The 20,739-nt window shown below is 64.3% G+C and carries 25 protein-coding genes; 12 read left to right on the top strand and 13 right to left on the bottom strand.

Features of this window, described 5'->3' with window-relative positions; genetic code table 11:
• Positions 1-25: 25 nt before the first annotated feature.
• The 6 genes from JT689_RS05575 to JT689_RS05550 form a co-directional block, all read right to left on the bottom strand.
• A complete protein-coding gene (locus JT689_RS05575) occupies positions 26-1,213 on the bottom strand; it encodes a DegT/DnrJ/EryC1/StrS family aminotransferase (protein ID WP_205251742.1) in 1,188 nt (395 codons plus the stop codon).
• Positions 1,210-2,169, bottom strand: a complete 960-nt coding sequence (locus JT689_RS05570) for a GDP-mannose 4,6-dehydratase (protein ID WP_205251741.1) — start codon at positions 2,167-2,169, stop codon at positions 1,210-1,212. Before JT689_RS05570 ends, JT689_RS05575 begins: the two co-directional genes overlap by 4 nt.
• Positions 2,166-3,194, bottom strand: a complete 1,029-nt coding sequence (locus JT689_RS05565) for an SDR family NAD(P)-dependent oxidoreductase (RefSeq protein ID WP_205251740.1) — start codon at positions 3,192-3,194, stop codon at positions 2,166-2,168. Before JT689_RS05565 ends, JT689_RS05570 begins: the two co-directional genes overlap by 4 nt.
• Positions 3,195-3,598: 404 nt before the next feature.
• Entirely contained in the window at positions 3,599-4,321 is a 723-nt protein-coding gene (gene aglF / locus JT689_RS05560) for a UTP--glucose-1-phosphate uridylyltransferase AglF (protein ID WP_205251739.1), read from the bottom strand.
• 65 nt (positions 4,322-4,386) lie between these two features.
• Positions 4,387-5,367 carry a sulfatase-like hydrolase/transferase gene (locus JT689_RS05555; RefSeq protein ID WP_205251738.1) on the bottom strand — a complete coding sequence of 327 codons (981 nt, stop codon included), beginning with the start codon at positions 5,365-5,367 and terminating at the stop codon, positions 4,387-4,389.
• A 42-nt stretch (positions 5,368-5,409) separates the two neighbouring features.
• Positions 5,410-6,837 (bottom strand): oligosaccharide flippase family protein, encoded by a 1,428-nt coding sequence (locus JT689_RS05550; protein WP_205251736.1) that lies wholly within the window; start codon positions 6,835-6,837, stop codon positions 5,410-5,412.
• Positions 6,838-6,951: 114 nt separating this feature from the next.
• Between JT689_RS05550 and aglJ the strand changes: the two genes are divergently transcribed.
• Positions 6,952-7,869, top strand: coding sequence for an S-layer glycoprotein N-glycosyltransferase AglJ (gene aglJ, locus JT689_RS05545; protein ID WP_205251735.1), 918 nt, complete (start codon positions 6,952-6,954; stop codon positions 7,867-7,869).
• Positions 7,870-7,882: 13 nt separating this feature from the next.
• Here aglJ and JT689_RS05540 read toward each other — a convergent pair whose 3' ends face one another.
• On the bottom strand, positions 7,883-8,569 hold the full coding sequence (locus JT689_RS05540) for a hypothetical protein (protein WP_205251732.1): 687 nt from the start codon (positions 8,567-8,569) through the stop codon (positions 7,883-7,885).
• Positions 8,570-8,775: 206 nt separating this feature from the next.
• Between JT689_RS05540 and JT689_RS05535 the strand changes: the two genes are divergently transcribed.
• Together JT689_RS05535 and aglM are read left to right on the top strand one after the other, a co-directional pair.
• Positions 8,776-9,126, top strand: coding sequence for a TRAM domain-containing protein (locus JT689_RS05535; RefSeq protein WP_205251731.1), 351 nt, complete (start codon positions 8,776-8,778; stop codon positions 9,124-9,126).
• 72 nt (positions 9,127-9,198) lie between these two features.
• Positions 9,199-10,479, top strand: coding sequence for a UDP-glucose 6-dehydrogenase AglM (gene aglM, locus JT689_RS05530; RefSeq protein ID WP_205251730.1), 1,281 nt, complete (start codon positions 9,199-9,201; stop codon positions 10,477-10,479).
• Positions 10,480-10,492: 13 nt separating this feature from the next.
• Here aglM and JT689_RS05525 read toward each other — a convergent pair whose 3' ends face one another.
• The gene (locus JT689_RS05525) at positions 10,493-10,786 is read right to left on the bottom strand and encodes a DUF5779 family protein (protein ID WP_010902748.1); all 294 of its coding nucleotides are present in this window, start codon (positions 10,784-10,786) and stop codon (positions 10,493-10,495) included.
• Positions 10,787-10,862: 76 nt separating this feature from the next.
• Between JT689_RS05525 and JT689_RS05520 the strand changes: the two genes are divergently transcribed.
• On the top strand, positions 10,863-11,009 hold the full coding sequence (locus JT689_RS05520; protein ID WP_012289271.1) for a hypothetical protein: 147 nt from the start codon (positions 10,863-10,865) through the stop codon (positions 11,007-11,009).
• A 13-nt stretch (positions 11,010-11,022) separates the two neighbouring features.
• On the opposite strand, the gene JT689_RS05515 is transcribed toward JT689_RS05520, so the two are convergent.
• The 4 genes from JT689_RS05515 to JT689_RS05500 form a co-directional block, all read right to left on the bottom strand.
• Positions 11,023-11,475, bottom strand: a complete 453-nt coding sequence (locus JT689_RS05515; protein ID WP_205251729.1) for a DUF5799 family protein — start codon at positions 11,473-11,475, stop codon at positions 11,023-11,025.
• Between the two features lie 89 nt (positions 11,476-11,564).
• The gene (locus JT689_RS05510; RefSeq protein ID WP_012289270.1) at positions 11,565-11,960 is read right to left on the bottom strand and encodes an OsmC family protein; all 396 of its coding nucleotides are present in this window, start codon (positions 11,958-11,960) and stop codon (positions 11,565-11,567) included.
• 281 nt (positions 11,961-12,241) lie between these two features.
• On the bottom strand, positions 12,242-12,784 hold the full coding sequence (locus JT689_RS05505; RefSeq protein ID WP_205251728.1) for a hypothetical protein: 543 nt from the start codon (positions 12,782-12,784) through the stop codon (positions 12,242-12,244).
• Positions 12,785-12,937: 153 nt separating this feature from the next.
• Positions 12,938-13,660 (bottom strand): metal-dependent hydrolase, encoded by a 723-nt coding sequence (locus tag JT689_RS05500; protein WP_010902743.1) that lies wholly within the window; start codon positions 13,658-13,660, stop codon positions 12,938-12,940.
• A 103-nt stretch (positions 13,661-13,763) separates the two neighbouring features.
• Here JT689_RS05500 and JT689_RS05495 point away from each other — a divergent pair, with 103 nt between their 5' ends.
• From JT689_RS05495 to JT689_RS05485, 3 genes are read left to right on the top strand one after another with little or no spacing between them, the layout of a single operon-like run.
• Positions 13,764-14,507 carry a fumarylacetoacetate hydrolase family protein gene (locus tag JT689_RS05495; RefSeq protein ID WP_205251727.1) on the top strand — a complete coding sequence of 248 codons (744 nt, stop codon included), beginning with the start codon at positions 13,764-13,766 and terminating at the stop codon, positions 14,505-14,507.
• Positions 14,508-14,563: 56 nt separating this feature from the next.
• Positions 14,564-15,082 (top strand): gluconate 2-dehydrogenase subunit 3 family protein, encoded by a 519-nt coding sequence (locus tag JT689_RS05490; protein ID WP_010902741.1) that lies wholly within the window; start codon positions 14,564-14,566, stop codon positions 15,080-15,082.
• Positions 15,079-16,668 (top strand): GMC family oxidoreductase, encoded by a 1,590-nt coding sequence (locus JT689_RS05485; RefSeq protein ID WP_205251726.1) that lies wholly within the window; start codon positions 15,079-15,081, stop codon positions 16,666-16,668. Before JT689_RS05490 ends, JT689_RS05485 begins: the two co-directional genes overlap by 4 nt.
• Positions 16,669-16,735: 67 nt before the next feature.
• Here the strand turns inward: JT689_RS05485 and JT689_RS05480 are convergent, their stop codons facing one another.
• Complete coding sequence (locus JT689_RS05480; protein ID WP_012289268.1) at positions 16,736-17,164, bottom strand: hypothetical protein; 429 nt, start codon at positions 17,162-17,164, stop codon at positions 16,736-16,738.
• Positions 17,165-17,261: 97 nt separating this feature from the next.
• Here JT689_RS05480 and hisC point away from each other — a divergent pair, with 97 nt between their 5' ends.
• The 5 genes from hisC to tpiA are packed head-to-tail and all read left to right on the top strand — an operon-like array spanning position 17,262 to position 20,737.
• A complete protein-coding gene (gene hisC / locus JT689_RS05475) occupies positions 17,262-18,362 on the top strand; it encodes a histidinol-phosphate transaminase (protein WP_205251725.1) in 1,101 nt (366 codons plus the stop codon).
• Positions 18,359-18,868, top strand: coding sequence for an adenylate kinase family protein (locus tag JT689_RS05470; RefSeq protein ID WP_010902737.1), 510 nt, complete (start codon positions 18,359-18,361; stop codon positions 18,866-18,868). The genes hisC and JT689_RS05470 overlap by 4 nt, the downstream gene beginning before the upstream one ends.
• Positions 18,865-19,464 (top strand): CDP-alcohol phosphatidyltransferase family protein, encoded by a 600-nt coding sequence (locus tag JT689_RS05465; RefSeq protein ID WP_205251724.1) that lies wholly within the window; start codon positions 18,865-18,867, stop codon positions 19,462-19,464. Before JT689_RS05470 ends, JT689_RS05465 begins: the two co-directional genes overlap by 4 nt.
• A 42-nt stretch (positions 19,465-19,506) precedes the next feature.
• A complete protein-coding gene (locus JT689_RS05460; protein WP_010902735.1) occupies positions 19,507-20,046 on the top strand; it encodes a multiprotein bridging factor aMBF1 in 540 nt (179 codons plus the stop codon).
• A 46-nt stretch (positions 20,047-20,092) separates the two neighbouring features.
• Complete coding sequence (gene tpiA / locus JT689_RS05455; RefSeq protein WP_010902734.1) at positions 20,093-20,737, top strand: triose-phosphate isomerase; 645 nt, start codon at positions 20,093-20,095, stop codon at positions 20,735-20,737.
• Positions 20,738-20,739 lie beyond the last annotated feature (2 nt).

Genomic DNA, 20,739 nt, shown 5'->3' with positions numbered 1-20,739 from the left:
CCGGCTACCGGCCGAATAAATCCATCTACTCCGCATGATAGGACTGTATTCGGCGGACTGCGGTGATGACATCCTCGATGTCTTCGTCTGTCATCTCCGGAAACAACGGAAGACTGACCAGGCCATCGTAAACTGCCTCTGTCACCGGGAAGTCACCTCGCTGGTATCCGTACTCTTCCTGGAAGAATGGATGATAGTGGAGGGGAACGTAATGGACCTGCACTCCGATGTTCTCGCTATGCATCGCAGCCACGAACTCGCCGCGGTCGCAACCGAACCCAGTGCCGATTTCGACCGCATACAGGTGATAGAACGGGCTCGCACCGTCGGTAGCTGGGGGCGTGCGGATACCAGAAACGTCTGCAAACGTCTTGTCGTACTGTCTGATAATCTCGTCGCGGCGGGATTTGAACGCATCCAACCGGTCTAGCTGAGCGAGGCCCAGAGCAGCCTGCATGTCCGTCATATTGTAGTTGTACCCCAGTCCCTCAACGACCTGGTACCACGGCTGATCTTCGTGACCCGATGGATTGTAGTCCATATTGAACGACCGGAGACTGCGAAGACGAGCCGCAAGGTCTTCGTCGTCCGTGACTACTGCACCGCCCTCACCAGTGGTGATGTTTTTCACCGGATGGAAACTAAACGACGCCATATCACGTTGTGCCCCGAGACCTTCACCGTCCCAGGTCCCACCGAACCCGTGACAGGCATCCCAGATGACCGTCAGATTGTGGTCGTCGGCCACTTCAAGTAGCCCCTCAATGTCTGCCGGGTGCCCGCCGTAGTGCATCGGTATGAGACCGACAGTGTCTGCAGTGATCTGGTCTCGGACCGCATCAGGATCAAGCCCTCTGGTTTCCGAATCGATGTCGGCGAAGACGGGTTCAGCCCCGGTATAGGTTGCAGCGTGCGCTGTAGACGCAAACGTAAGCGGTGTCGTAATGACCTCGTCGCCGTCACCCCATCCTGCCGCCCGACCAGCCAGATGGAGAGCTGTAGTCCCGGAGGTAGTTACGACGGCGTGGTCGACGCCAACGACATCTGCAATACGCTCTTCGAAGCGCTGAACTGTTGGCCCCCTGGTAATATAGTCGCCGTCAAGTGCGTCGGCGACCGCTTCTTTGTCTCGCGCGTCAATGCTCTGTCCGCCGTATCCGAGCGTCGTATCCCTGATCGGGTCGCCGCCGTATCTTGCGGGTGTCCTCGTCATTGTTGTGGATCAAATGATTCGTGTGTGCGCATCCATTCACGGAGCCGACTCACCCCCTCCTCAAGGCTGACCTCCGGCTCCCAGTCGAGGAGGGCCTGTGCCTTTGTCCGATCACAGCGAAGCTTCTGTACCTCGCTTTGCGGGTGATGGTGATCGACGTGCGTGATATCAGTGTCTTCAGACGCGATCAGCTCGGCGAGGCTGTTGATCGAGATGTCTGTGCCAGTGCCAGCGTTCAGGACTTCGCCGATAGCGTTGTCATCAAAGGTCGCCTCAACAATAAATCGGGCGCAATCTGTCGCGTACAGGAGGTCTCGTGTCTGTGTACCGTCTCCGAATATCTTCAACGGCTTCCCTTCGATGTCACGCCGTGTGAATATCGAGACGACACCGCCAGCCATGTCGCTCTTCTGGAACGGTCCATATGTGTTAAACGGACGCAGTATGACCACAGGAAGGTCATATCCATGATAATACCCCTCCGCGAGATCTTCTGCCGCAAGTTTTGACCCCGCATACGGTGATGCCGGCTTTGTCTGATGATCTTCGTTGATTCCGCCCCCAGAACCCGCCATGTCGTACACCATACACGTCCCAACGAGCCCGAGTCTGGTATCGGTCTTCCGGCATGCTTCGAGAACGTTGTGGGTTCCTGTGACGTTCGTTGTGAAGTGCGATTGCGGATCGTTGAGACTTCTTTCGACGTCAATCTTTGCCCCGAGATGGAAGCAGGCAACGGTCTCATCACCAAACAGCGATTCAACCGTCTCTGCGTCTCTAACGTCGCCAACAGTCAGCTCGAAGTTCTGCTTGTCCTCGAACTCAGCGACGTTCCGGTCGCTGCCATTCGACAAGTCGTCAAGCCCTCGTACTGAGTAGCCTCGATCGAGCAGCTCTCGAGTAACCCATCGACCAATGAATCCAGCGGCTCCCGTGACGACGACGTGGTTGGTCACGTATTCCCCTCTAGTAGGTCGTTGTTCATAAGTAATGACTTGATCGCCGGGAGTGAGAGTGGCTCTGCCTGTGCAGTGGTCCTGGTGACGTTATCTGTCTGAGAAAACCCGTCCAGTCCCTCGTGGGAGAGGTAGCCGTTTCCTTCGGTTGTTTCAGGAGGCACAGCGTACAGTGACTGATTTTCCACTGCTCGTAGCGTTTCACGCTCCGTCATGACCTCTTCGTGGAACGTCTCACCAAGCCGCCGACCGATAACATCGATTTCGATGTCTCCTGGTTCGTAGCCATGCTTCGGTGCGAGAACCTCGATGAGTGCTTGTGCAAGGTCTTCGATATTGATTGTTGGCATCTTGTAAACGAATATCTCCCCACCTTTCATCGACTCAATTGCGGATTCAACGAGATCAGCAACGTCGTCGTAGGTAAGGAAGAACCGAGCCATCCGTGGATCGGTCAGCGTTACCGGTCCACCATCCCTGATCTGACGCTTGAACAACGGAACTACAGATTGCGAGGAGTTAATAACGTTCCCGAACCGAACGGATGCAAACCTGATGTCTCTGCCACCCGCATGCTTGTTACCAGCTGTAATGAGTTTCTCGCCGAGAAGTTTCGTCGTCCCCATGGTGTTGGCTGGGTCAACTGCCTTGTCGCTTGATGTGAAGACGACACGGTCGACGTTCGCATCGATCGCAGTGTCGACGACGTTCTGGAGACCAACTGCGTTGGTTTGGACTGCCTCAAACGGGTTGTACTCACAGATGTCGACGTGCTTCATCGCGGCCGTGTGCACGACGATGTCGACACCCTCCATCGCACGCTCGAGACGGTCCTTGTCGCGGATGTCACCGGCCAGATATCGGAGTCGGTCGTCATCTACCTCTGCCCCGAGTTCCGAGAGGCTCGGCTCGTTGTTATCAAAAACACGAATTATCGATGGGTCCTTGCTCAGAAAATGATGTATTAGCGACTTACCTACTGATCCACCACCACCGGTCAGTAACATGGTCTTTCCGGAAATCACGGTACGCGTACCTGCGTGAACCTGCAGATTAAATATGCCGGTTGAAAACGAGAACGTATGTCTGATTTGAGCACAGGCATAGAGTCTTGTATACCTGCGGTCGGGACTGCCTTCGTCGGTGCGGGAGCAAAATACCACGAGGAGAGTGTTTACTGCTCAACAACCTCGGGGATGAATGCCCAGTACTGATCACTGTCTGGCCACTGATCCAGTCATTGGAAACAACGTGTTCGATACCGTGATTAAGACAAAGAACCACCAGCATTCAAACGTCTCACCCGCTTTGCAGTCACTCTTCAAGTTAACCTGTCGGACAGACGGGGCGAAGCGAAAACGACGACACAGTGCGGCGTGACATCGTCGTTCAAGTAGCACACCAGATGGCTGAACAGCTGGGAAGCCCACTACTGGGTCTTGTTCTCTTGTAGTCGCTGTTCGGCTTCGTTCCTGTCTTCTGGATATCCAACGTCAATCCGCCAGCCGTCCATTGGAATCGCATCGACGGTTCGTCCACTCTTGATGAGCAGGTCCACCGCGTCGGAAAGCTCGTACTCGCCGCGATTAGATGATTGGACGAGCTTACACGCGTGGAAAATCGCCGGCGAGAACGTGTAAAACCCGGTCATTACGAGATTCGATGGCGGGTCTTCAGGCTTCTCCACCACCTCAACGATTTCTCCGTAATCGTTGGTGTCACACACGCCGTATCGGCTGGCCTCGTCCCAACCGACTTCCTCGACAAGGAACGCTGCGTCCGCCCGCTCCTCCTGTTGGCGGCTCACAACGTCCTCCAGGTTCGCCCTGAAGATGTTGTCCCCGAGCATCAGCATGAAGTCCTCGTTGACGTGTTCTTCGGCTTTGAGCAGTGCGTGCGCTAGTCCGTTCTGCTCGCGCTGGTGCGCGTAGGTGATCGGAACCCCGTCGAACTCGTCGCCGTAATGGCTGATGATGTTCTGCTTCCGATAGCCAACGATGGCGACGATCTTCTCAGCACCCAACGCAACGAGCTGTTCGAAACAGTGCGTGAGGATCGGTCTCCCGGCTATCTCTACCATCCCCTTTGGCTTGTCCTCTGTCAGCGGACGGAGTCGGGTTCCTTCACCCGCAGCGAGCACGACTGCTTGCATGAATCGCGGTTACAGACGAATATTTAAATACGTTCGTACGTGGGCCGCCGATAAGATCGGTCGAATCAACGATAGCCGAGATCCTCAAGATGCTCCTCGACATCGATTTGATCAGTCTGAGACGACTCCACGTCGGGTTCTCTAGAGTGTTCGTCAGTCGCTGTCGTCTCCACCCAAGGGACCTTCTTTACGATCGGATAGGGAAACCCTTCCGGGTGACCATAGGCCCCACACGCACCAAATGATTCACCGTGGTCTGCAGTGATCGCGACGGTTTCGGCGTCGAGGTTCTCCAGCAACTCCTCGATATCGTCGAGGACGAACCTGAGTGTCTCCCGGTACATGTCGTAGACTACGTCTCTGTCGGCTTCACCAGCTTCGAGTTGTTCGTACCCCTCTTGCTCTAGTTCGGTCGGAGGCCTGCCCTCACGTATCGCGTGCCCGATGTACGGTCGGTGGGGCTGCATGTAGTGGACCATCAGTCGGTCTGGGTTGTTATCCCGAGACGCCTGGATGGCGTGATCGGTCATGCTTCGCGGGAGCGCTACCCCGTATGTCTCGTCGTGATGGTCCTGCCACACCATGTCGACGGCGTCGAAGGTCGAGAGATCTTCGAGGTTCCATCGGGAGACGTCGAGCGGAGTCGTGTTGTTCTTCGGCGGAAGGTTGTGGCGCTCAAATAGTTGGCTGGCGTGGCCGTTCCCAGTCACGTAGTGTGTTTTCTCGATCTCTGGCCGATACTCCTCTGTGAACGTGTTCGCCATCCATTCGTCTGACTGACTCCCAACCGACCACATTGTCTCCACGTCGTCAATGAATTCGTACTCGTCGGCAACCTCTCGGAGCGTGTCGATACGGCAAGCGTCGAGAATCAGGAGCACGTCCCAGTCTCGCTCGTAAACGTTGGTTCCAAGTGACATCCGTGAAGTCACTGCGTACCATATCACTAGGTACCACGTGTACACGACGTAGAGTGGGGCGCGGACGGGGTTCTCACGGAACCGTTGTCGCATCTCCGCGAGCCACTCCCGAACGTTCGTCCTCATATACCCTTTCGTAGCAGGATCGAGAGTGATGAAGTGACCGGTCTACCGTGGTCCGATCGTGGGGAACTGGAAGGGGAGGTTATCCTCAACAGTCGTGCGGAACTCCCGAGAGAGAGCGAGTAAGGACGCGAAATAAGCACAAGCGCCGATCCCGACGAGTACGACCGCAACTGGCAGTGATTCGGCGGTATTGAGTCGGCCGACACTCACGATGGCAGCCATAATAACCGCCGACAGGCACTGCTTTCCGACTTCCATGAACGGGATGGTGACGTCGACCACCTGTTTTGCGTAGTAGTAGCCCAGTATCAAGCCCATACCCGCCGACGTTGTCGTCGCTGCTGCTGCCCCGTACCAGCCGAACTGCCACGTGAGAGTGAGGTTCAGCATGAGGTTCACCACGACGAAGACAGCGTTGATGTTGAACGTCCGGCCCGGATAGTCGAGTGCGTTGATGGTAGAGAGGAACTGCCCCATATACCCATACAAGAGGCGGGCAAACGTGAGAACGATGAGAACGTAGTAGCCAGTGTCGAACCCGGGGCCGTAGATGGTGAGAACGAGGTCGCCGAGGAGCGCGGCGCCAACTAGCCCCGGAATGATGAAGAGCCCGGAATACGCCAAACTGACGCGGAGAAGCCCTGCGATTTCGTCTTCCGTCCCTTCGTTGGACGAGATCTCGCTCATCTCCGGGAACAGCGTCCTTGAGATGGAGATGCCGAATATGGCGAACAGTGATGCCAAATTCCACGCCACCTCGTAGACCGCAATGAAACTGTTGGAAACGAACACTGCGAGAACGATGGTGTCCATTGAGAGGAACGTTCGTCCTTTGATGGAGCCGAGCCAGGAGAACTGCGCATAGGACTTGAGACGAGAGAATTCGCGGCGAGAGGGCAGTTTCTCGGGAATCGATACGAAGTACGCACCAATGATAACCGCCACGATGGCGCCCACAATGTAACCAGCAAAGGCACCCGCAATGCCGGACCCAGACAGAACGAGCGCGACCTGTACGGCGCTCCGGCTCGTCCACTCGACTGGCGAAAGGACGCTTGAAACGTGAACAAGATGCTGCCCCTCGAGGACAGTTCGTACGAAGCCGAGAGCGAGTCGAACTGCGAGCATCAAAACGAGCACCCAGGTCACGCTGAGGCCCATGAAGTCGTTCAGGTAGGGACGTGTGATCCAGATGCAAGTGGCCACTACTGCGTACAGGCCGACTTGTGCCAGCGCCCCAGAAACGACGTAATTTCCACCGTCTGCTTCGCTGACTCGCTTCCGAACCGCCTGTGGGAGCCCTAGTTTCCCCCCGATAACGACCCAGGACAGAACCGATAGTACGACCACGTACGTGCCGTACTGCTCTTGGCCGAGCGTCCGAGTCAAAACCACTGTCGCGATGAACCCCGAGAACGACATGACGAGCTTCGAGAGAAAGTGAATGATCGACGTTCGACCGTATCTCATAGGTAACTCACGGGTTGTTCGTCGGCGTCAGGTTTGCTTCGACTACGTATCAATACGGCGTTTCTTCGCAGTCGAAGAAAACGTTTTTGCGGTCACCCCGTCCACGCCAAGGTAATGAGCGAGGAGTACGAGGAGGTGTGCGCGCTCGTTCCGACGCGGAACGAAGCGGCGACCATCGCCGACGTGATCGACGGGCTTTTCGAGGTCGGCGTGGGCCACGTCCTCGTCGTGGACGGGAACTCGGCCGACGACACGGCGGCCGTCGCGGCCGAACACGGCGCGGAAGTCGTCCAGCAGTCCGGCGACGGGAAGGGGCAGGCCGTCCGCGAGGGCGTGAGTCTGATCGAGGCGTCGTATGTGCTGCTGTTGGACGGCGACGGCACGAACCCGCCCGCGCAGGCGTCACGCCTCCTCGATCCACTCGTCGCTGGGGAAGCCGAACACGTTGTCGGCGATCGCACGGCTGACATGCGACCGGGCGCGATGAGCAGCTTCAACCAGATCGGGAACCGTCTCATCAATCGCGCGTTCTACCGCATCCACGGCGAAGACTACGGCGACATTCTCTCCGGCTATCGGGCGTTCACGGCTGAATCGTTCGACCGAATGTTTCTCTCGGCGGAGGGGTTCGGTATCGAGACGGAGATGGCCGTGGAGTGTTCGCGGCACAACATCACGACGCGGGTCGTGCCGACGACCTACCGGGCGCGGCCCGACGACTCGGAAACCAACCTGCATCCAATCTCGGATGGGGCGCGCATCATCCTAACACTGTACAGTCTCGCGAAAACGTCCAACCCGCTGTTCTACTTCGGGAGCATCGGCGCGGGGTTCGGCACGCTCGGCGTGGCGCTTGCGGGATACGTGGCGTACGACTGGCTGTTGCACGGGGTCAGCCACGAGGTGATCGCACTCGTCGCGGGGGTGAGCGTGCTGTTCGGGGTGCAGTTGTTGATGTTCGGACTGCTGTCGGATCTGATTGTGACCCTGCACCGCGAGCAGACCCGCCGCATCGAGCGCCTAAACAAGTGACCGATGCCGACGCCTACGACAGCATCGAGGACAGGCTGTTCAGCCACGCCTTCGGTGCGCGACGGCGCGCGCCGTCGGCGGCGTATTCGAGGTCGCGGGCGGCGGTCTGCATGATTCCGTCACCGTGTCCGGTGAGGATGCGGTCGGGCGTGAAGTCGGTCAGCGGCGACGGCGGCGCTATCCGGAGCATCGGGTGGACGCCGACGTGCTCGCGGCCAGTCAGGAAGTAGTCGACCGTGCCAACGAGGTCCCCGACGACGAGCGTTTCGCCGTCGTAGAGCGCGGCCTCGTCCCAGATCGGCCAGTCGACGGTGCGCACGAGCTCGAAGTCGGTGCCAGGCAGCGATCCGGTGATGGGTTGGGTGGGGGCGTCGATCTCGGGGTCGACGTACGAGGGCACGTAGATCGGAACGTCGTGGCGGTCGGCGACGGCTTCGGCGTCCCGGGCGTGGCGGTCCATCAGCACGACGACGCCGGTGACGGTACCCAGCTCCGCGAGCAGCTCGTCGACACCGTCGCCGTCGACCGGATCGATCACCCAGACGTCGGCCTCGGCGTCCTCGTCGTCGGCTGACGGGACAGCGAGCGCGTGGCTCGCGCGCTGCATGGTCTCCTCTGGGTACGCGATCCAGCCGACACCGCCCTCGAAGCGGTCGATCTCCGTGATCGCGTCCGCACGCCCGGTTTGTTTGAGTGGCATACCCGTAGTACGCACACCACGGTCTTAAAACGGGGTACGCCGATGGTCGTTGCCGCATTCTAGGCAGGACGCTCGCGTTACCGCCTGCACTCGGGGTCGAAGTCGCGCTGTTCGGTCTCGCGGCCGAGTTGTCGCGGTTCGTGTCGGGGCTGAGGCGGCGGCGCTGAGTCGATGGCTTGTAGGGCGCGCGCTGGGATGCTGGCAGCATGAACACGATCATGATCGGTGCCGGGGCGGCGGTGCTCTGTCTGCTCGCCGTCGGGGTTGTGTGGCGGCGTCGCAGCGGGTCGTCTGCCGGACAGTCCCAGCGCGCACACCGGGACGCCCAGCAACGCACACCGCCGGTGTCGCTGGGCGAAACCTACGAGTTCGGGGTGACGGAGTTCACTGATCATCACTCCGGTGACCGTGTCGCCGTCGGGAAGGTCGAGGGCTTCGTCGTGTTCACCACCGACGTGCCGGCCGGCGTTTCCCCCGGGGACGTGATCCAGGCGACGATCACGTCGTTCAACCGGAACGAGACGTCGGCGGACGCGATCTTCGCGGGGCGACCCTGACGACACCCCCCTGCAGTGTGGCGAATCAACTTTGTGTAGCCGCTGAGTACCGGTGCGTATGGTGACCACTGGATGGACGTGAGCATCGTTGGGAGTGGGTACGTCGGCACGACGATCGCGGCGTGTTTCGCCGAGCTCGGACACACCGTCGTGAACGTCGACGTGGACGCGGACGTCGTTGCGGCGATCAACGACGGCGACGCACCGATCCACGAGCCCGGGCTCGCCGAGCGGATCGACGCACACGCTGGGACGCGACTACGCGCCACCACGGACTACGAGGCGGTTCGTGACACGGACGTAACGTTCCTCGCGCTCCCCACGCCGGCGCGTGAGGACGGGAGCATCGACACGTCCATCATGGAATCCGGGGCGGCGTCGCTTGGCGAGGCGCTGGCCGGAGCCGACGACCACATGGTCGTGGTCAAGAGCACGGTTGTTCCCGGGACGACCGAGGACGTGGTCGAATCCGCGCTCGTGGGCGCCGGATTCGACGACCCGTTGCTCGCGATGAATCCGGAGTTCCTGCGGATGGGGTCTGCTGTGGACGATTTCCGCCACCCGGATAAGGTGGTGTTCGGCGCGCGCCGTGACGCCGCCTACGACCAGTTGCACGCGGTCTTCGAGCCACTGCTCGCGGAGGCCGGCGATGCGACCGTGGTGGAGACGGGGCTGCGGGAGGCCGAGATGATCAAGTACGCCAACAACGCGTTTCTGGCGTCGAAGGTGAGCCTCATCAACGATCTGGGGAACATCTGCAAGGAGCTCGGGGTCGACGCCTACGAGGTTGCCGACGCGATCTCCGAGGACGACCGCATCAGCGGCCGGTTCCTCCGGTCCGGGGTCGGCTGGGGGGGAAGCTGCTTCCCCAAAGACGTTGCGGCCATCACGGCGGCTGCCAAGGACGCGGGCTACGAGCCGGCGATGTTGGAGGCCGCCGTCGAGGTCAACGACCGCCAGCCCGAACGCCTGCTTTCGCTTTTGGACGGTCACGTCGACGTTGCCGGTGAGCGTGTCGCCGTCCTGGGGCTGTCGTTCAAGCCGGGCACCGACGACATCCGCGGCACGCGCGCGGTCCCGGTTATCGACGGGCTCCAGGACCGGGGGGCCGACGTGGTCGCGTACGACCCCGTGGCGGCCGAGAAGATGGCCGAGCAGCGCCCCGAGGTCACGTACGCCGACAGCGCGGCGGGCGCGCTCGCCGACGCGGTCGGGGCCGTCGTGGTCACCGACTGGGACGAGTTCGCGGCCCTCGACGACGAGTTCGACGCCATGGCCGAGCGCGTCGTCGTCGACGGCCGGCGCATTGTGGACCCGCAGGCGGACCTGACCTACGACGGGCTCACCTGGTAGCCGGCTAGTCGTCCTACAGGCGGCCGGCGTCGACGTCCACGTCCGGCGGTGACACGACCAGGAACTCCCGGAAATGTACGAGGGAGCCGCCGGCGTCTTTGACCGTGCCTGCAAACCCCTCGGCGAGCGCGTTCAGGTCGCCATCAACGGCCAAGAAGAGTACGTTCCCGCGGGTGACCTCCTCGACCCATTCTTCGTCGGGTGTGGTGCCGTCGAGCACACCCAGGGTGACATTGCCGTCGAAGTCAGCCGGGGTGTCGAGTTCGTCCTCGGCGCGCCGGAGGTCGAGGTTGAAGCCGTCACTCATGGGTGGTCGATCGGCGCGCACTGGCAAAAACCTTCCCGCCCCCGGATTTATGGTGTGTCACAGCCTACAGATGCGTATGCCGAAGGTCATACTCAGCGAGGAGACCGTGCAGCGACTCGAGGCTCTGCAGTCCGACGACGAGTCCTACGACGAACTCGTCGCGGAGCTGTTGACCGCTCACGACGCCGAAGAGTTGTCGCTGTTCGGTGCCGACGCCGAGTGATCCGGCGACCCGACTATTCGGCGTCAGCGGCCGCCTGGCGCACCGCATCGAATCGGCCTTCGTCTTCGAGATACGCCTGGAGTTCGTCGGCGTAGGCGCTTGCGAGCGTTTCGGCCTCGGTGGCGAGTGCCTCGTGGTCCCCACCGCCGTCATCGCCGAGGCCGAGCGCGTTCTTGATGCCGTCAACGACCCCCGAACTGGTTCCGGACCCGCCACCGGCCGGCCCGCCGGGTGCCATCTGTCTGTCGACCGTCTCCATCTCCGGCAACACGTGCTCGAGGCCGGACGTGTCGGCGACGATCCGGGCGGCAGCCGGGTCGTCGGGGTCTTGGAACTCGAATTCGACGGCCGTCATCACGAGCCCCCACTGTGGGCGGGAGAGATCAGAGGCCTGCACGCGGTCGGCGAACGCGTCGTCGACGCTCATGCGAGCGCCGACGATGCGGTCCTGCCAATCGGCAGTCATACCCACGGCTACGATGGGGACGTGTTTGTATGCTGCGACGCCCGCGCAAAGAACAAGGTGGTGTGTCGGCTGCCGCTCGGATCGCGCGCTCAGAACGCGCCGGTCTCGGCGGACAGCTCCGCGTGGAGGTCCGCACGGAGCGCGCTGTGCACGTGGCAGATGTCCTCGGCGCGGTCCGCGATGGCGTCGAACGCCTCGTCGTCGAGGTCCTCCTCGACGAGCAGGTGGAACCGGATCGCGGTGAGGTCGTCGTGGTCGTCGAGGTCACCCTCCACGTCGATGTCGATGCGGCCGAGGTCGTCGAAGCCTTCCTTCTGGCCGCCGACGCGGAACGCCGGGATGAAACACGACGCGTAGTCCGCCAGCAGCGTCGCGTTCGGGTTCGGGCCGTCCTCGTCCGTGGCGTCGATGGTTAGTTCGAAGTCCCCGATTCGGGACTGAGTCGTGTAGCCGTCCGCCGAGGTGCTGGTTACTTCGATGGTCATTGCGTTTCGATGATCGCCCGCCGCCAGTGTAAGCGTTGTTCTTCCGGCGGGATCGGTTCCGAGAGCTACGGTCGCGGCAGCGACGGGTGTTCCTCGTACGTGGTCACGCGGCCCCTCCAGCAACGCTGTTCGGGGGATATGCTTCGTCGGGCGGCACAACCCCGCCGCGCTTGCCCGCTGTGATTTCTCGCGGTCGTCGAGTCCAGCCCAACGATCCACTGCCAACGACCGCGTATGGGTCGGAGCAGGCCGAGTGCCGCGGGGCTTGGCCCCGAGGCAGTTCACTGGTCGGAGCTGAAATACGAACTCAAGTCGTTCAGGGCGCTGTACTTGTACTGCTGGGTGTTGTCTCCTGAGGACCCGTAATAATGTGTCACCAACTCACCCGCTGCTGGATGAACACCCGCGACGACGGCACCGCTGCCACCCTCGGTGGCGTACGGGAGACACTGACGGGCATTTCCTTCGTTGAGGGTTGCCCCCAGCTGCTTGCCCGCCTCGGATCCAACAAACGCAATCAGCGATCCACCACAGACGGCATCAACGAGTTTCCGGTCGCTCAACGACGTCTCGGGGGATACGAAAACGAGACTGGCATCCGCTAGTTCGTCGACGGTGTTTGCGTCTTCTTCTACCGAGAGCGGGAACGAGTCACCCACGAACGTCGGCTTTGAATGCGTCTCAACCGCGTGTTCAGTGTCGCTCGGTTCGTTAGTTGTGGGTGCCGCCCGTTCTGACGACGGGCGAGCGATCCTCGCACAGCCGGACAGCGAGAGGGTCGTCCCTACTGCAGCCAGGGCCTTCCGACGGGTGCACGACATCATATCATAATACAAAAGACAGGAACTAAAAACATGGCTGTGTCCGGCTGGGGAGACCAACGGAACCGTGAGGGGAGCCAATAGCTGAGTGAAGCCGATGCCGCTGTTGATTCGGCCATACGCGTCAAAATACGCCGGTGGGAGTGCAGCCTGGTTCTACAGCGCGTCCGAGAGGTCGACCGTTTCGTCGCCGTCGAGCACGTGAACGTCGGCCTGGCTGCCGGTGGCGTTCACCTCGCGTTCGAAGTCCGCGGTGTCGACCTCGATGGGCGGGAAGGTGTCGTAATGCATCGGGAACGCAACGTCAACGTCCAGCCAGTCGACGGCGACAGCGGCCTGCATCGGTCCCATTGTGAAGTGGTCGCCGACCGGGACGGCGGCGGCGTCCGGGTCGAGGTAGGGACCGATGACGTCTTTCATCTCGGATTGGAGGCTGGTGTCGCCGGCGTGGTAGAACGTCGTGGCGTCGCCGTCGCCGGTCTGCGTGGGCGCGGCGTCCGAGATGACGTATCCGACGGGCGTTCCGCCGGAGTATTCGTAGCCGGTTTCCAGGCCGTTGGTGTGGTCGGCCCGCACCATCGTCACGAACGCGTCGCCGAGCTCGACGGTCCCCCCGAGGTTCATCCCGGTGGTGTCTTCGACGCCGGTTTCGTCGGCCACGTAGCCGGTCACTTCGGGGGTGCCGACGGTGTGGGTGTCGGCGAACGCGCCGACGTGTGCGATGTGGTCGGCGTGGCCGTGTGTGAGCAGGACGTGGTCGACAGCGACCTCGCTGGGAGCGGTGTCGGTGTGGGGGTTGTCGAAGAAGGGGTCGACGAGGAGATCGGTGGTGCCGACTGTTACGCGCCACGTCGAGTGTCCGAACCAAGTAAGCTCCATAACATCCCCCTGTACGCCGGAACAGCCCTTAAATGTGCGCGCTGCGGTGTTCGGGGCTGCCGGTGCCACAACCCTGAAGCGACCACCGCCGGAACCCGGGAGCGTGCACCGAATGCGCTTTCGCACGCCGGCCGGCGCTGTGCGGGTCGGCGAGTACGACCCCGATGCGGAGGTCGTCGCCGCCGCCGGGCGTGCGTTCGACCGAGCGAGTGTGGACGTGTTGCCGCCGTGTGACCCGTCGAAGGTCGTCTGCGTGGGCCGCAACTACGCGGCGCACGCCGACGAGCGGGACGCCGACGTTCCGGACCGCCCGCTGCTGTTTTTGAAGCCACCCACTGCGGTCGCGGGTCACGGCGACGCCACGCCGCTCCCGCCGAACACACGCGTCGAACACGAGGCGGAGCTCGCGGTCGTCATCGGCACCCAGGCCCGCAACCTCGACGCCGGGGCTGCGATGGCGGCCGTCGAGGGGTACACCGTCGCCAACGACGTGTCCAACCGCACCGACCAGGACCGCGAGCAGAACTGGGTCCGCGGCAAGGCGTTCGACGGCTCGTGTCCGCTCGGGCCGGTGGTCGCAACCCCCGACGAGGTGCCCGACGACGCGACCGTGACGTTGGACGTCAACGGCGAGCGCCGCCAGTCCGGGTCGATCTCGCAGTTCGTCTTCGACGTGCCCACGCTGCTGGCCGAGATCACGGCGTTCGTGACGCTGCGGCCGGGCGACGTGGTGTTGACCGGGACGCCGCCGGGCGTGGGCGAGCTCACCGATGGCGACCGCGTTGCGGCGTCCGTCGAGGGCGTCGGCACCCTCGAACACACGGTTGTGCGCGAGCCGCCCGCGTAGTGGGCGGCGTGCCGGGAACGCAATCCTGAAGTTTAGGCTCACCTAATACACGGTGAATGGAGCTAACGCGCCGAGACGTGCTCGCGGCGCTGGCCGCTGGTGGCGTCGCAGCCGGCGCAGGTGTCACTCTTTCGAACGACTCCGGTGGTCCGCTCATCGACGACCACGTGAGCGACACGCTCGTCGCCGTCGCCGCCGTCGTCTACCCGAGCCAACTCGACGGCGTCGAGTCGTTCGTCAGGGAGTACAGCGGCGCCCGTGTGCGCGAGCACCGCTCGTACGCCAGCGGCGTCGCCGACGCCGTCGACGCGCTTGACGCGTACTGCCAGTCGTGGGCAGACGCCGACTTCGCGGCCTTGGACCCGGAGCGCGCCGACGACCTGCTGTCCGGGTTCGGCGTCGACACCGCTGACCCGGACCCCGACGGGAGCGACCGCGAGCGCGTCCGATACTACCTCGTGAACGAACTCCTGTACGCGCTGTTCACCACGCCCACTGGCGGCGAGCTCGTCGGCATCGAGAACCCGCCGGGACACCCCGGTGGCACTGCGTCCTACCAGCGAGGCCCACAATGAACCGGCGACCGTCCCCGAACGCCGACGTGTGTGTCATCGGGGCCGGGCCGGCCGGAGGGCTGATCGCCGACCGCCTTGCCAGCGACGGCCACAGCGTGGTCGTCCTGGAAGCCGGACCCCGGTTCGACGCCGCCGACCGCGAGCGCCGCATGGAGCGCTCGATCCGCCCCGCACACGGCCCGGCGTCGGTGTGGGAAATGGGCGGCCCGCGGGACGCCTACGCGTCCACCGGCGACCGATACTACCCGCTGAACGCGGCGCGCGTGAAAGGCGTCGGTGGGTCGACGCTGCACTGGCAGGGCATGGTGATGCGCCTCCACGAGCAGGACTTCCGCCTGGCGTCGGCCACCGGTGTCGGCGCGGACTGGCCGTTCGACTACGACACCCTCAAGCCGTATTACGCCGCCGCGGAGTCAGCACTGGGGGTGTCGGGGGCGAGCGACAACCCCTTCGCGCCGCCCCGCGAGCAGCCACACCCTCAGCCGGCGTTCCCGCCGAGCTACTCTGATTCGCTGTTCGCCGACGCCTGTGAGTCCCTGGGCATCGCGACGCATTCGGTGCCGAACGCGCGACTGTCCGCCGGCCGCGAGACGCGGCGCGCGTGTGTCGGGTACGGGACCTGCCAGCCGGTCTGCCCGTCGGGCGCGAAATACGATGCGACCGTTCACGTCGACCGTGCCACCGACGCCGGCGCGCGCGTCATCGACGAGGCACCCGTCCAGCGCCTCGAACACGACGCCGCGGGGGATCGCGTGACTGGGGCCGTGTACGCGACCCCCGACGGCACCACCCACCGCCAGTCGGCCACCGAGTTCGTGCTCGCGGCGGGCGGGATCGAGACGCCGCGGCTGTTGTTGCTGTCCGACAGCGACCGCTACCCCGACGGGTTGGCGAACTCCTCGGGGCTGGTCGGCCGGTACTTCATGGACCACCTGTTCGCGGGCGCCGGCGGCACCCTCGACGAGCCGACTCGCCAGAACCACGTGGGCTTCAACACAACCGAGAGCCACCAGTACTACGACCGGCCGGACGGCTCGCGGGGCGCGATCAAACTGGAGTTCCTGAACTACGCCGGCCCCAGCCCGGCCGAGATGGCGCTGTCGGGCGACGACTGGGGGGACGCGATGTGCGACCGCATCCGGGACGCCTCCGGCACGCACATCGCGGTCGGCGGACTCGTCGAACAGCAACCCAGGCCGGAGAACCGGGTTCGACTCCACCCCGAGCGCACTGACGCCCACGGCAACCCGGTTCCGGACGTGGTGTGGTCGCTGTCGGCGTACGAGCGCCGCACCATCGAGCGCGCCAACGAGATCCAGCGCGAGATCCTCACCGAACTCGGGGCCGACATCGAGTGGACGGTCGGCCCCGAGGACACCGGGCCGGCGTTCCACCACATGGGCACGACGCGGATGGGCACCGACCCCGCCGAGAGCGTGGTGGACCCGCGGTTGCGCACGCACGACCTTTCGAATCTCAGCGTGGCGTCGTCCAGCGTGTTCCCGACGGCGGGCGCGATGAACCCGACGCTGACGATCGCGGCGCTGGCGTTGAAGGCTGCCGATCACATCGCCGCCCGCCTGTGAGCGCGCGGCGGCCGGCGACCACACCGCAGAAACACGACTGCACGCCGACGCTCCTCGGGCGGCGGCCTCAGAGGTAGGGGTAGCCGACGATCCAGCCGGCGTCGAGCAGCAACGCGACCGCGAGGACCGCCCCGCCGTAGAGGAACGTGGTGGCGTCGTCGCCGCGCTCGATGCGGCTGCCCGCGACCTCAGTGAGCCCGGTCAGCAGGAACCACAGCACGACCATGCCGATGACGGCGTGGCCGGTGCCCGTGCTCGTGAGCTTGCCGCCGTCGGTGTAGCCGGCGATGGTGAACATGTAGCCGCCCGTCAGAACCAGCAGGGTCGCGGAGCCCCGGGAGATGTACTTCAGCGTTCCGGCGATGGTTTCCCGGACGCTCGTGGAGATGTTGTCAGCGATCCGCGGCACCGTCAGTGCCGTAAACAACACGCTGCCGGTTAGCAGTCCGGCGAACACCATGTGAACAGCATAGACGACTGTCTCGATAACTGCCATAGCGGACTGCATGCGGACCACACACCTAAACCCGATGATACCCGAGCGCCGGCCGCGTGAGGGCATCCTTAAGGATGGGCCGGCCGTCACCCCGAGCATGGAACTACGGGACCTCTCCGACCACGTCGAATACCGCGCTGGTCGGGGTATCGAGGAGGTCGCCCGGGAGCTCGGCCGTGACCCCTCGGAGTTCGTGAAGCTCTCGTCGAACGAGAACCCCCACGGGCCGAGCCCGAAGGCAACCATCGCCATTCGGGAGGCGGCAACCGGGGTCCACCGCTATCCGAAAGCGGTGCACGCCGACCTGACGGGCGCGCTCGCGGACCGCTGGGACGTGGACGACGACCAGGTGTGGGTGGCCAACGGCGGGGATGGCGCGCTCGACTACCTGGCGCGGGCGACCCTCGATCCCGGCGACAGCGTGCTGGTGCCGTCGCCGGGGTTCACCTACTACGGGATGAGCGCGCGCTTCCACCATGGGAACGTCGCGGAGTACGACGTCGCCGAGGGCGCGGACGGCTTCGAGATGACCGCCGACGCGGTGGTAGACGCCTACGACGGCGAGCGCGTGGTCTACCTGACGACGCCGCACAACCCGACGGGCGCGCGGTTCACGCTCGACGAGATCGTGGCGGTGGCCGACCGCACGGACGAGGACACGCTCGTGCTCGTTGACGAGGCGTACGGCGAGTTCACGGAGACGCCGTCGGCGGTCACGCTGTTCGACGGCCAGCCGGCGGGCGGGCACGCGCCACGGGACGACATCGCGGTGTTGCGGACGTTCTCGAAGGCGTACGGGCTGGCGGGCATCCGCCTGGGGTACGCCGTCGTGCCGGACTCGTGGGCGGACGCCTACGCCCGGGTTCAGACGCCGTTCGCCGCCAGCGTCATCGCGTGTCAGGCCGGGGTTGCGGCGCTGGACGACGACGACCACGTCGAGGCCACCACCGACAGCGTCGCGTGGGGCCGCGACTACATCCACGACGAGCTCGCGGCCCGCACCTACGAGAGCCACGGGAACTTCGTGCTCGCGAACGTGGGTGACGCCGGCCGGGTCGCCGAGGCCGCGAAGCGCGAGGGCGTGCTGGTGCGGGACTGCACCAGCTTCGGGCTGCCCGAGCACGTTCGCATCACGACCGGCACGCGGTCGGAGACCGAGCGCGCGGTGGCGGTGCTCAACGAGGTGTGTGACACATGAGAGTGGCGGTCACCGGAACCCCCGGGACGGGCAAGACGACCGCCACCGGCCGGCTGGACACCGCGCTGGATGTCGCACACCTGAACGACCTCGTCGGCACCGAAGGGCTCTACGACGGCGTGGACGCCGACCGCGGCAGCAAGATCGTGGACGTCGATGCCGTTCGCGACCATTTCGCGGGCCGCGAGGACGTACTCGTCGAATCGCATCTCGCACACCGCCTCGACGACCTCGACGCCGTGGTGGTGTTGCGGTGTGCGCCGGAGACGCTTGCCACCCGGCTCCAGGATCGGGGTGACTCACCGGAGAAAGCCGCCGAGAACGCCGACAGCGAGGCGCTGGCGATCATCCTCTCGGAGGCAGTCCGCGGCCACGGTGCCGACGCGGTCTACGAGATCGACACCACCGACCGCAGCCCCGACGCGGTCGCGGCGGCCATCCAAGCGGTCCTCGACGGGGACCGCGAGCCGTCGGCGGGCACCGTGGACTACACCGACTACGTATGACCCTCGATCAGTTCCGGCCGCTTGCGAACCGGCTGCTCGATCCCTGGGTGCGGGCCGCAAAGACCGTCGGTGCAACGCCCAACACGGTCAGCGTTGCGGCGTTCGGGCTGGCCGTGGTGGCCGCCGGCGCGTTCTACATCGGCACCCCAGCCGCGTACGCCGTGGGCGCGGTCTGCGTGTTCTTCAACGGGTGGCTCGACCTGCTCGACGGCGCACTCGCGCGGGAGGTCGGGACCGCCTCGGAGGCGGGTGACCTCCTCGATCACGTGCTCGATCGGTACGCCGACGTGGTGGTGGTCACCGGGGCCGCAGCCGGCGTTGACGCCTTCGGCCTCGGGCTCGCGGCGGTGACCGGCGTGTTGCTCACGTCGTATCTCGGCACGCAGGCCCAGGCCGTCGGGTTGGACCGCGTGTACGGCGGCCTGCTGGGGCGGGCCGACCGGCTCGCACTCGTCGGCGTGACCGCCGGTGTCGCCGCCATCACGCCGACTGTCGCCGGCTACTCGCCGGTCGTCGCGTTGCTCGTCGTGTTCGCTGTCGTGGGCCATCTCACCGCCATCCAGCGGTTCGTCTCCGCGTGGCGGCAACTCGCATAGGCGGGCGTGCGTTTTAACCGTCGGCCACGGCTACCACCACGCATGGCCCAGTGCGAGATGTGTGGAACGGAGGTCTCGAGCCCGAAGACGGTGAAAGTCGAGGGCGCGGAGATCGACGTCTGTGACGACTGCGCCGAGTTCGGCACGGAAGTCACGACCCAGTCCTCCTCGTCCACCAGCACGAAGTATTCGACATCGTCCTCGTCCAGTCAGTCCGCCGGCTCCAGCGGCGGGTCCTCGGGCACCAACAGCGGCGGGCGGCGCCGCAGAGACATGTTCGACGAGATGGACGAGTTGGCCGGGGATTACGACACCCGGATCCGGTCGGCCCGCGAGCAGGCCGGCCTCAGCCAGGAGGAGCTCGCCGACGAACTCAACGAGAAGGCGAGCGTCATCCGGAAGCTCGAACACGGGGACAGTCTGCCCAGCGACGACGTGCGCGAGGAACTCGAAGACTACCTCGGGATCCTGCTCACCGAGTCGGGCGCCGAGGACGCCAGCGACACCGACTGGTCGTCGGGCGGCGACAGCGCCGGGCTGACCCTCGGCGACAAGGTCCGCCGCAAAAGCGACGACAGCTAGCGCTGCGATAGCTACTTTTTTCCGGTGTCGAGCCCCCTCGTCGTGTATGTTCGTTCTCGTCAACCTCAAGGCGTACCCCTGTGATCCGGTCGCCATCGCGGAGGCGGCTGCCGACGTCGCTGAGACGACTCCGGCCACGATCGCGGTCGCACCCCAGCCCGCGGACATCGGTCGCGTCGCGGACACGGGTGCCACCACGTACGCCCAACACGTCAGCCCGACCGAGCACGGCAGCCACACCGGCAGCGTGCTCGCGGAGTCGGTCGCGGACAACGGCGCTGTGGGCACGCTGCTGAACCACTCCGAGCACCGCCGCCGGCTCGCCGACATCGACGGCAGCGTCGCGGCCGCCGAGCGCGCCGGCCTCGACACGGTGGTGTGCGCGAACAACCCCGCACAGGTCGCCGCCGCCGCCGCGCTCGGCCCCGACGCGGTGGCCGTCGAGCCACCGGCGCTGATCGGCACCGGCACGCCGGTCTCGCAGGCCGATCCGGACATCGTCTCCGACGCCGTCGCCGCGGCGGAAGCGGTCGATCCGAGCGTGGACGTCTACTGCGGCGCGGGCATCACCACCGGCGAGGACGTCGTGTCGGCCGGCGACCTCGGCGCCAGCGGCGTCCTGCTCGCCAGCGGGGTGGCGAAGGCCGACGACCCGCGCGCGGCGCTGGCGGACCTCGTCGCGCCGCTGTAGCG

The organism is Halobacterium sp. GSL-19 (assembly GCF_016917855.1).
Lineage (GTDB): Archaea > Halobacteriota > Halobacteria > Halobacteriales > Halobacteriaceae > Halobacterium > Halobacterium salinarum.
This window is presented reverse-complemented; position numbering and strand designations above follow the sequence as displayed.

Coding starts and splice junctions, on each gene's coding strand:
- aglJ (WP_205251735.1), top strand. CDS start 6,952: ATGAGCGAGGAGTACGAGGAGGTGTGCGCGCTCGTTCCGACGCGGAAC.
- JT689_RS05460 (WP_010902735.1), top strand. CDS start 19,507: ATGGCCCAGTGCGAGATGTGTGGAACGGAGGTCTCGAGCCCGAAGACG.
- JT689_RS05505 (WP_205251728.1), bottom strand. CDS start 12,784: ATGATGTCGTGCACCCGTCGGAAGGCCCTGGCTGCAGTAGGGACGACC.
- JT689_RS05520 (WP_012289271.1), top strand. CDS start 10,863: ATGCCGAAGGTCATACTCAGCGAGGAGACCGTGCAGCGACTCGAGGCT.
- aglF (WP_205251739.1), bottom strand. CDS start 4,321: ATGCAAGCAGTCGTGCTCGCTGCGGGTGAAGGAACCCGACTCCGTCCG.
- JT689_RS05500 (WP_010902743.1), bottom strand. CDS start 13,660: ATGGAGCTTACTTGGTTCGGACACTCGACGTGGCGCGTAACAGTCGGC.
- JT689_RS05525 (WP_010902748.1), bottom strand. CDS start 10,786: ATGAGTGACGGCTTCAACCTCGACCTCCGGCGCGCCGAGGACGAACTC.
- JT689_RS05470 (WP_010902737.1), top strand. CDS start 18,359: ATGAGAGTGGCGGTCACCGGAACCCCCGGGACGGGCAAGACGACCGCC.
- JT689_RS05515 (WP_205251729.1), bottom strand. CDS start 11,475: ATGACTGCCGATTGGCAGGACCGCATCGTCGGCGCTCGCATGAGCGTC.
- JT689_RS05465 (WP_205251724.1), top strand. CDS start 18,865: ATGACCCTCGATCAGTTCCGGCCGCTTGCGAACCGGCTGCTCGATCCC.
- JT689_RS05485 (WP_205251726.1), top strand. CDS start 15,079: ATGAACCGGCGACCGTCCCCGAACGCCGACGTGTGTGTCATCGGGGCC.
- aglM (WP_205251730.1), top strand. CDS start 9,199: ATGGACGTGAGCATCGTTGGGAGTGGGTACGTCGGCACGACGATCGCG.
- JT689_RS05550 (WP_205251736.1), bottom strand. CDS start 6,837: ATGAGATACGGTCGAACGTCGATCATTCACTTTCTCTCGAAGCTCGTC.
- JT689_RS05540 (WP_205251732.1), bottom strand. CDS start 8,569: ATGCCACTCAAACAAACCGGGCGTGCGGACGCGATCACGGAGATCGAC.
- JT689_RS05490 (WP_010902741.1), top strand. CDS start 14,564: ATGGAGCTAACGCGCCGAGACGTGCTCGCGGCGCTGGCCGCTGGTGGC.
- JT689_RS05480 (WP_012289268.1), bottom strand. CDS start 17,164: ATGGCAGTTATCGAGACAGTCGTCTATGCTGTTCACATGGTGTTCGCC.
- hisC (WP_205251725.1), top strand. CDS start 17,262: ATGGAACTACGGGACCTCTCCGACCACGTCGAATACCGCGCTGGTCGG.
- JT689_RS05510 (WP_012289270.1), bottom strand. CDS start 11,960: ATGACCATCGAAGTAACCAGCACCTCGGCGGACGGCTACACGACTCAG.
- JT689_RS05555 (WP_205251738.1), bottom strand. CDS start 5,367: ATGAGGACGAACGTTCGGGAGTGGCTCGCGGAGATGCGACAACGGTTC.
- JT689_RS05575 (WP_205251742.1), bottom strand. CDS start 1,213: ATGACGAGGACACCCGCAAGATACGGCGGCGACCCGATCAGGGATACG.
- tpiA (WP_010902734.1), top strand. CDS start 20,093: ATGTTCGTTCTCGTCAACCTCAAGGCGTACCCCTGTGATCCGGTCGCC.
- JT689_RS05535 (WP_205251731.1), top strand. CDS start 8,776: ATGAACACGATCATGATCGGTGCCGGGGCGGCGGTGCTCTGTCTGCTC.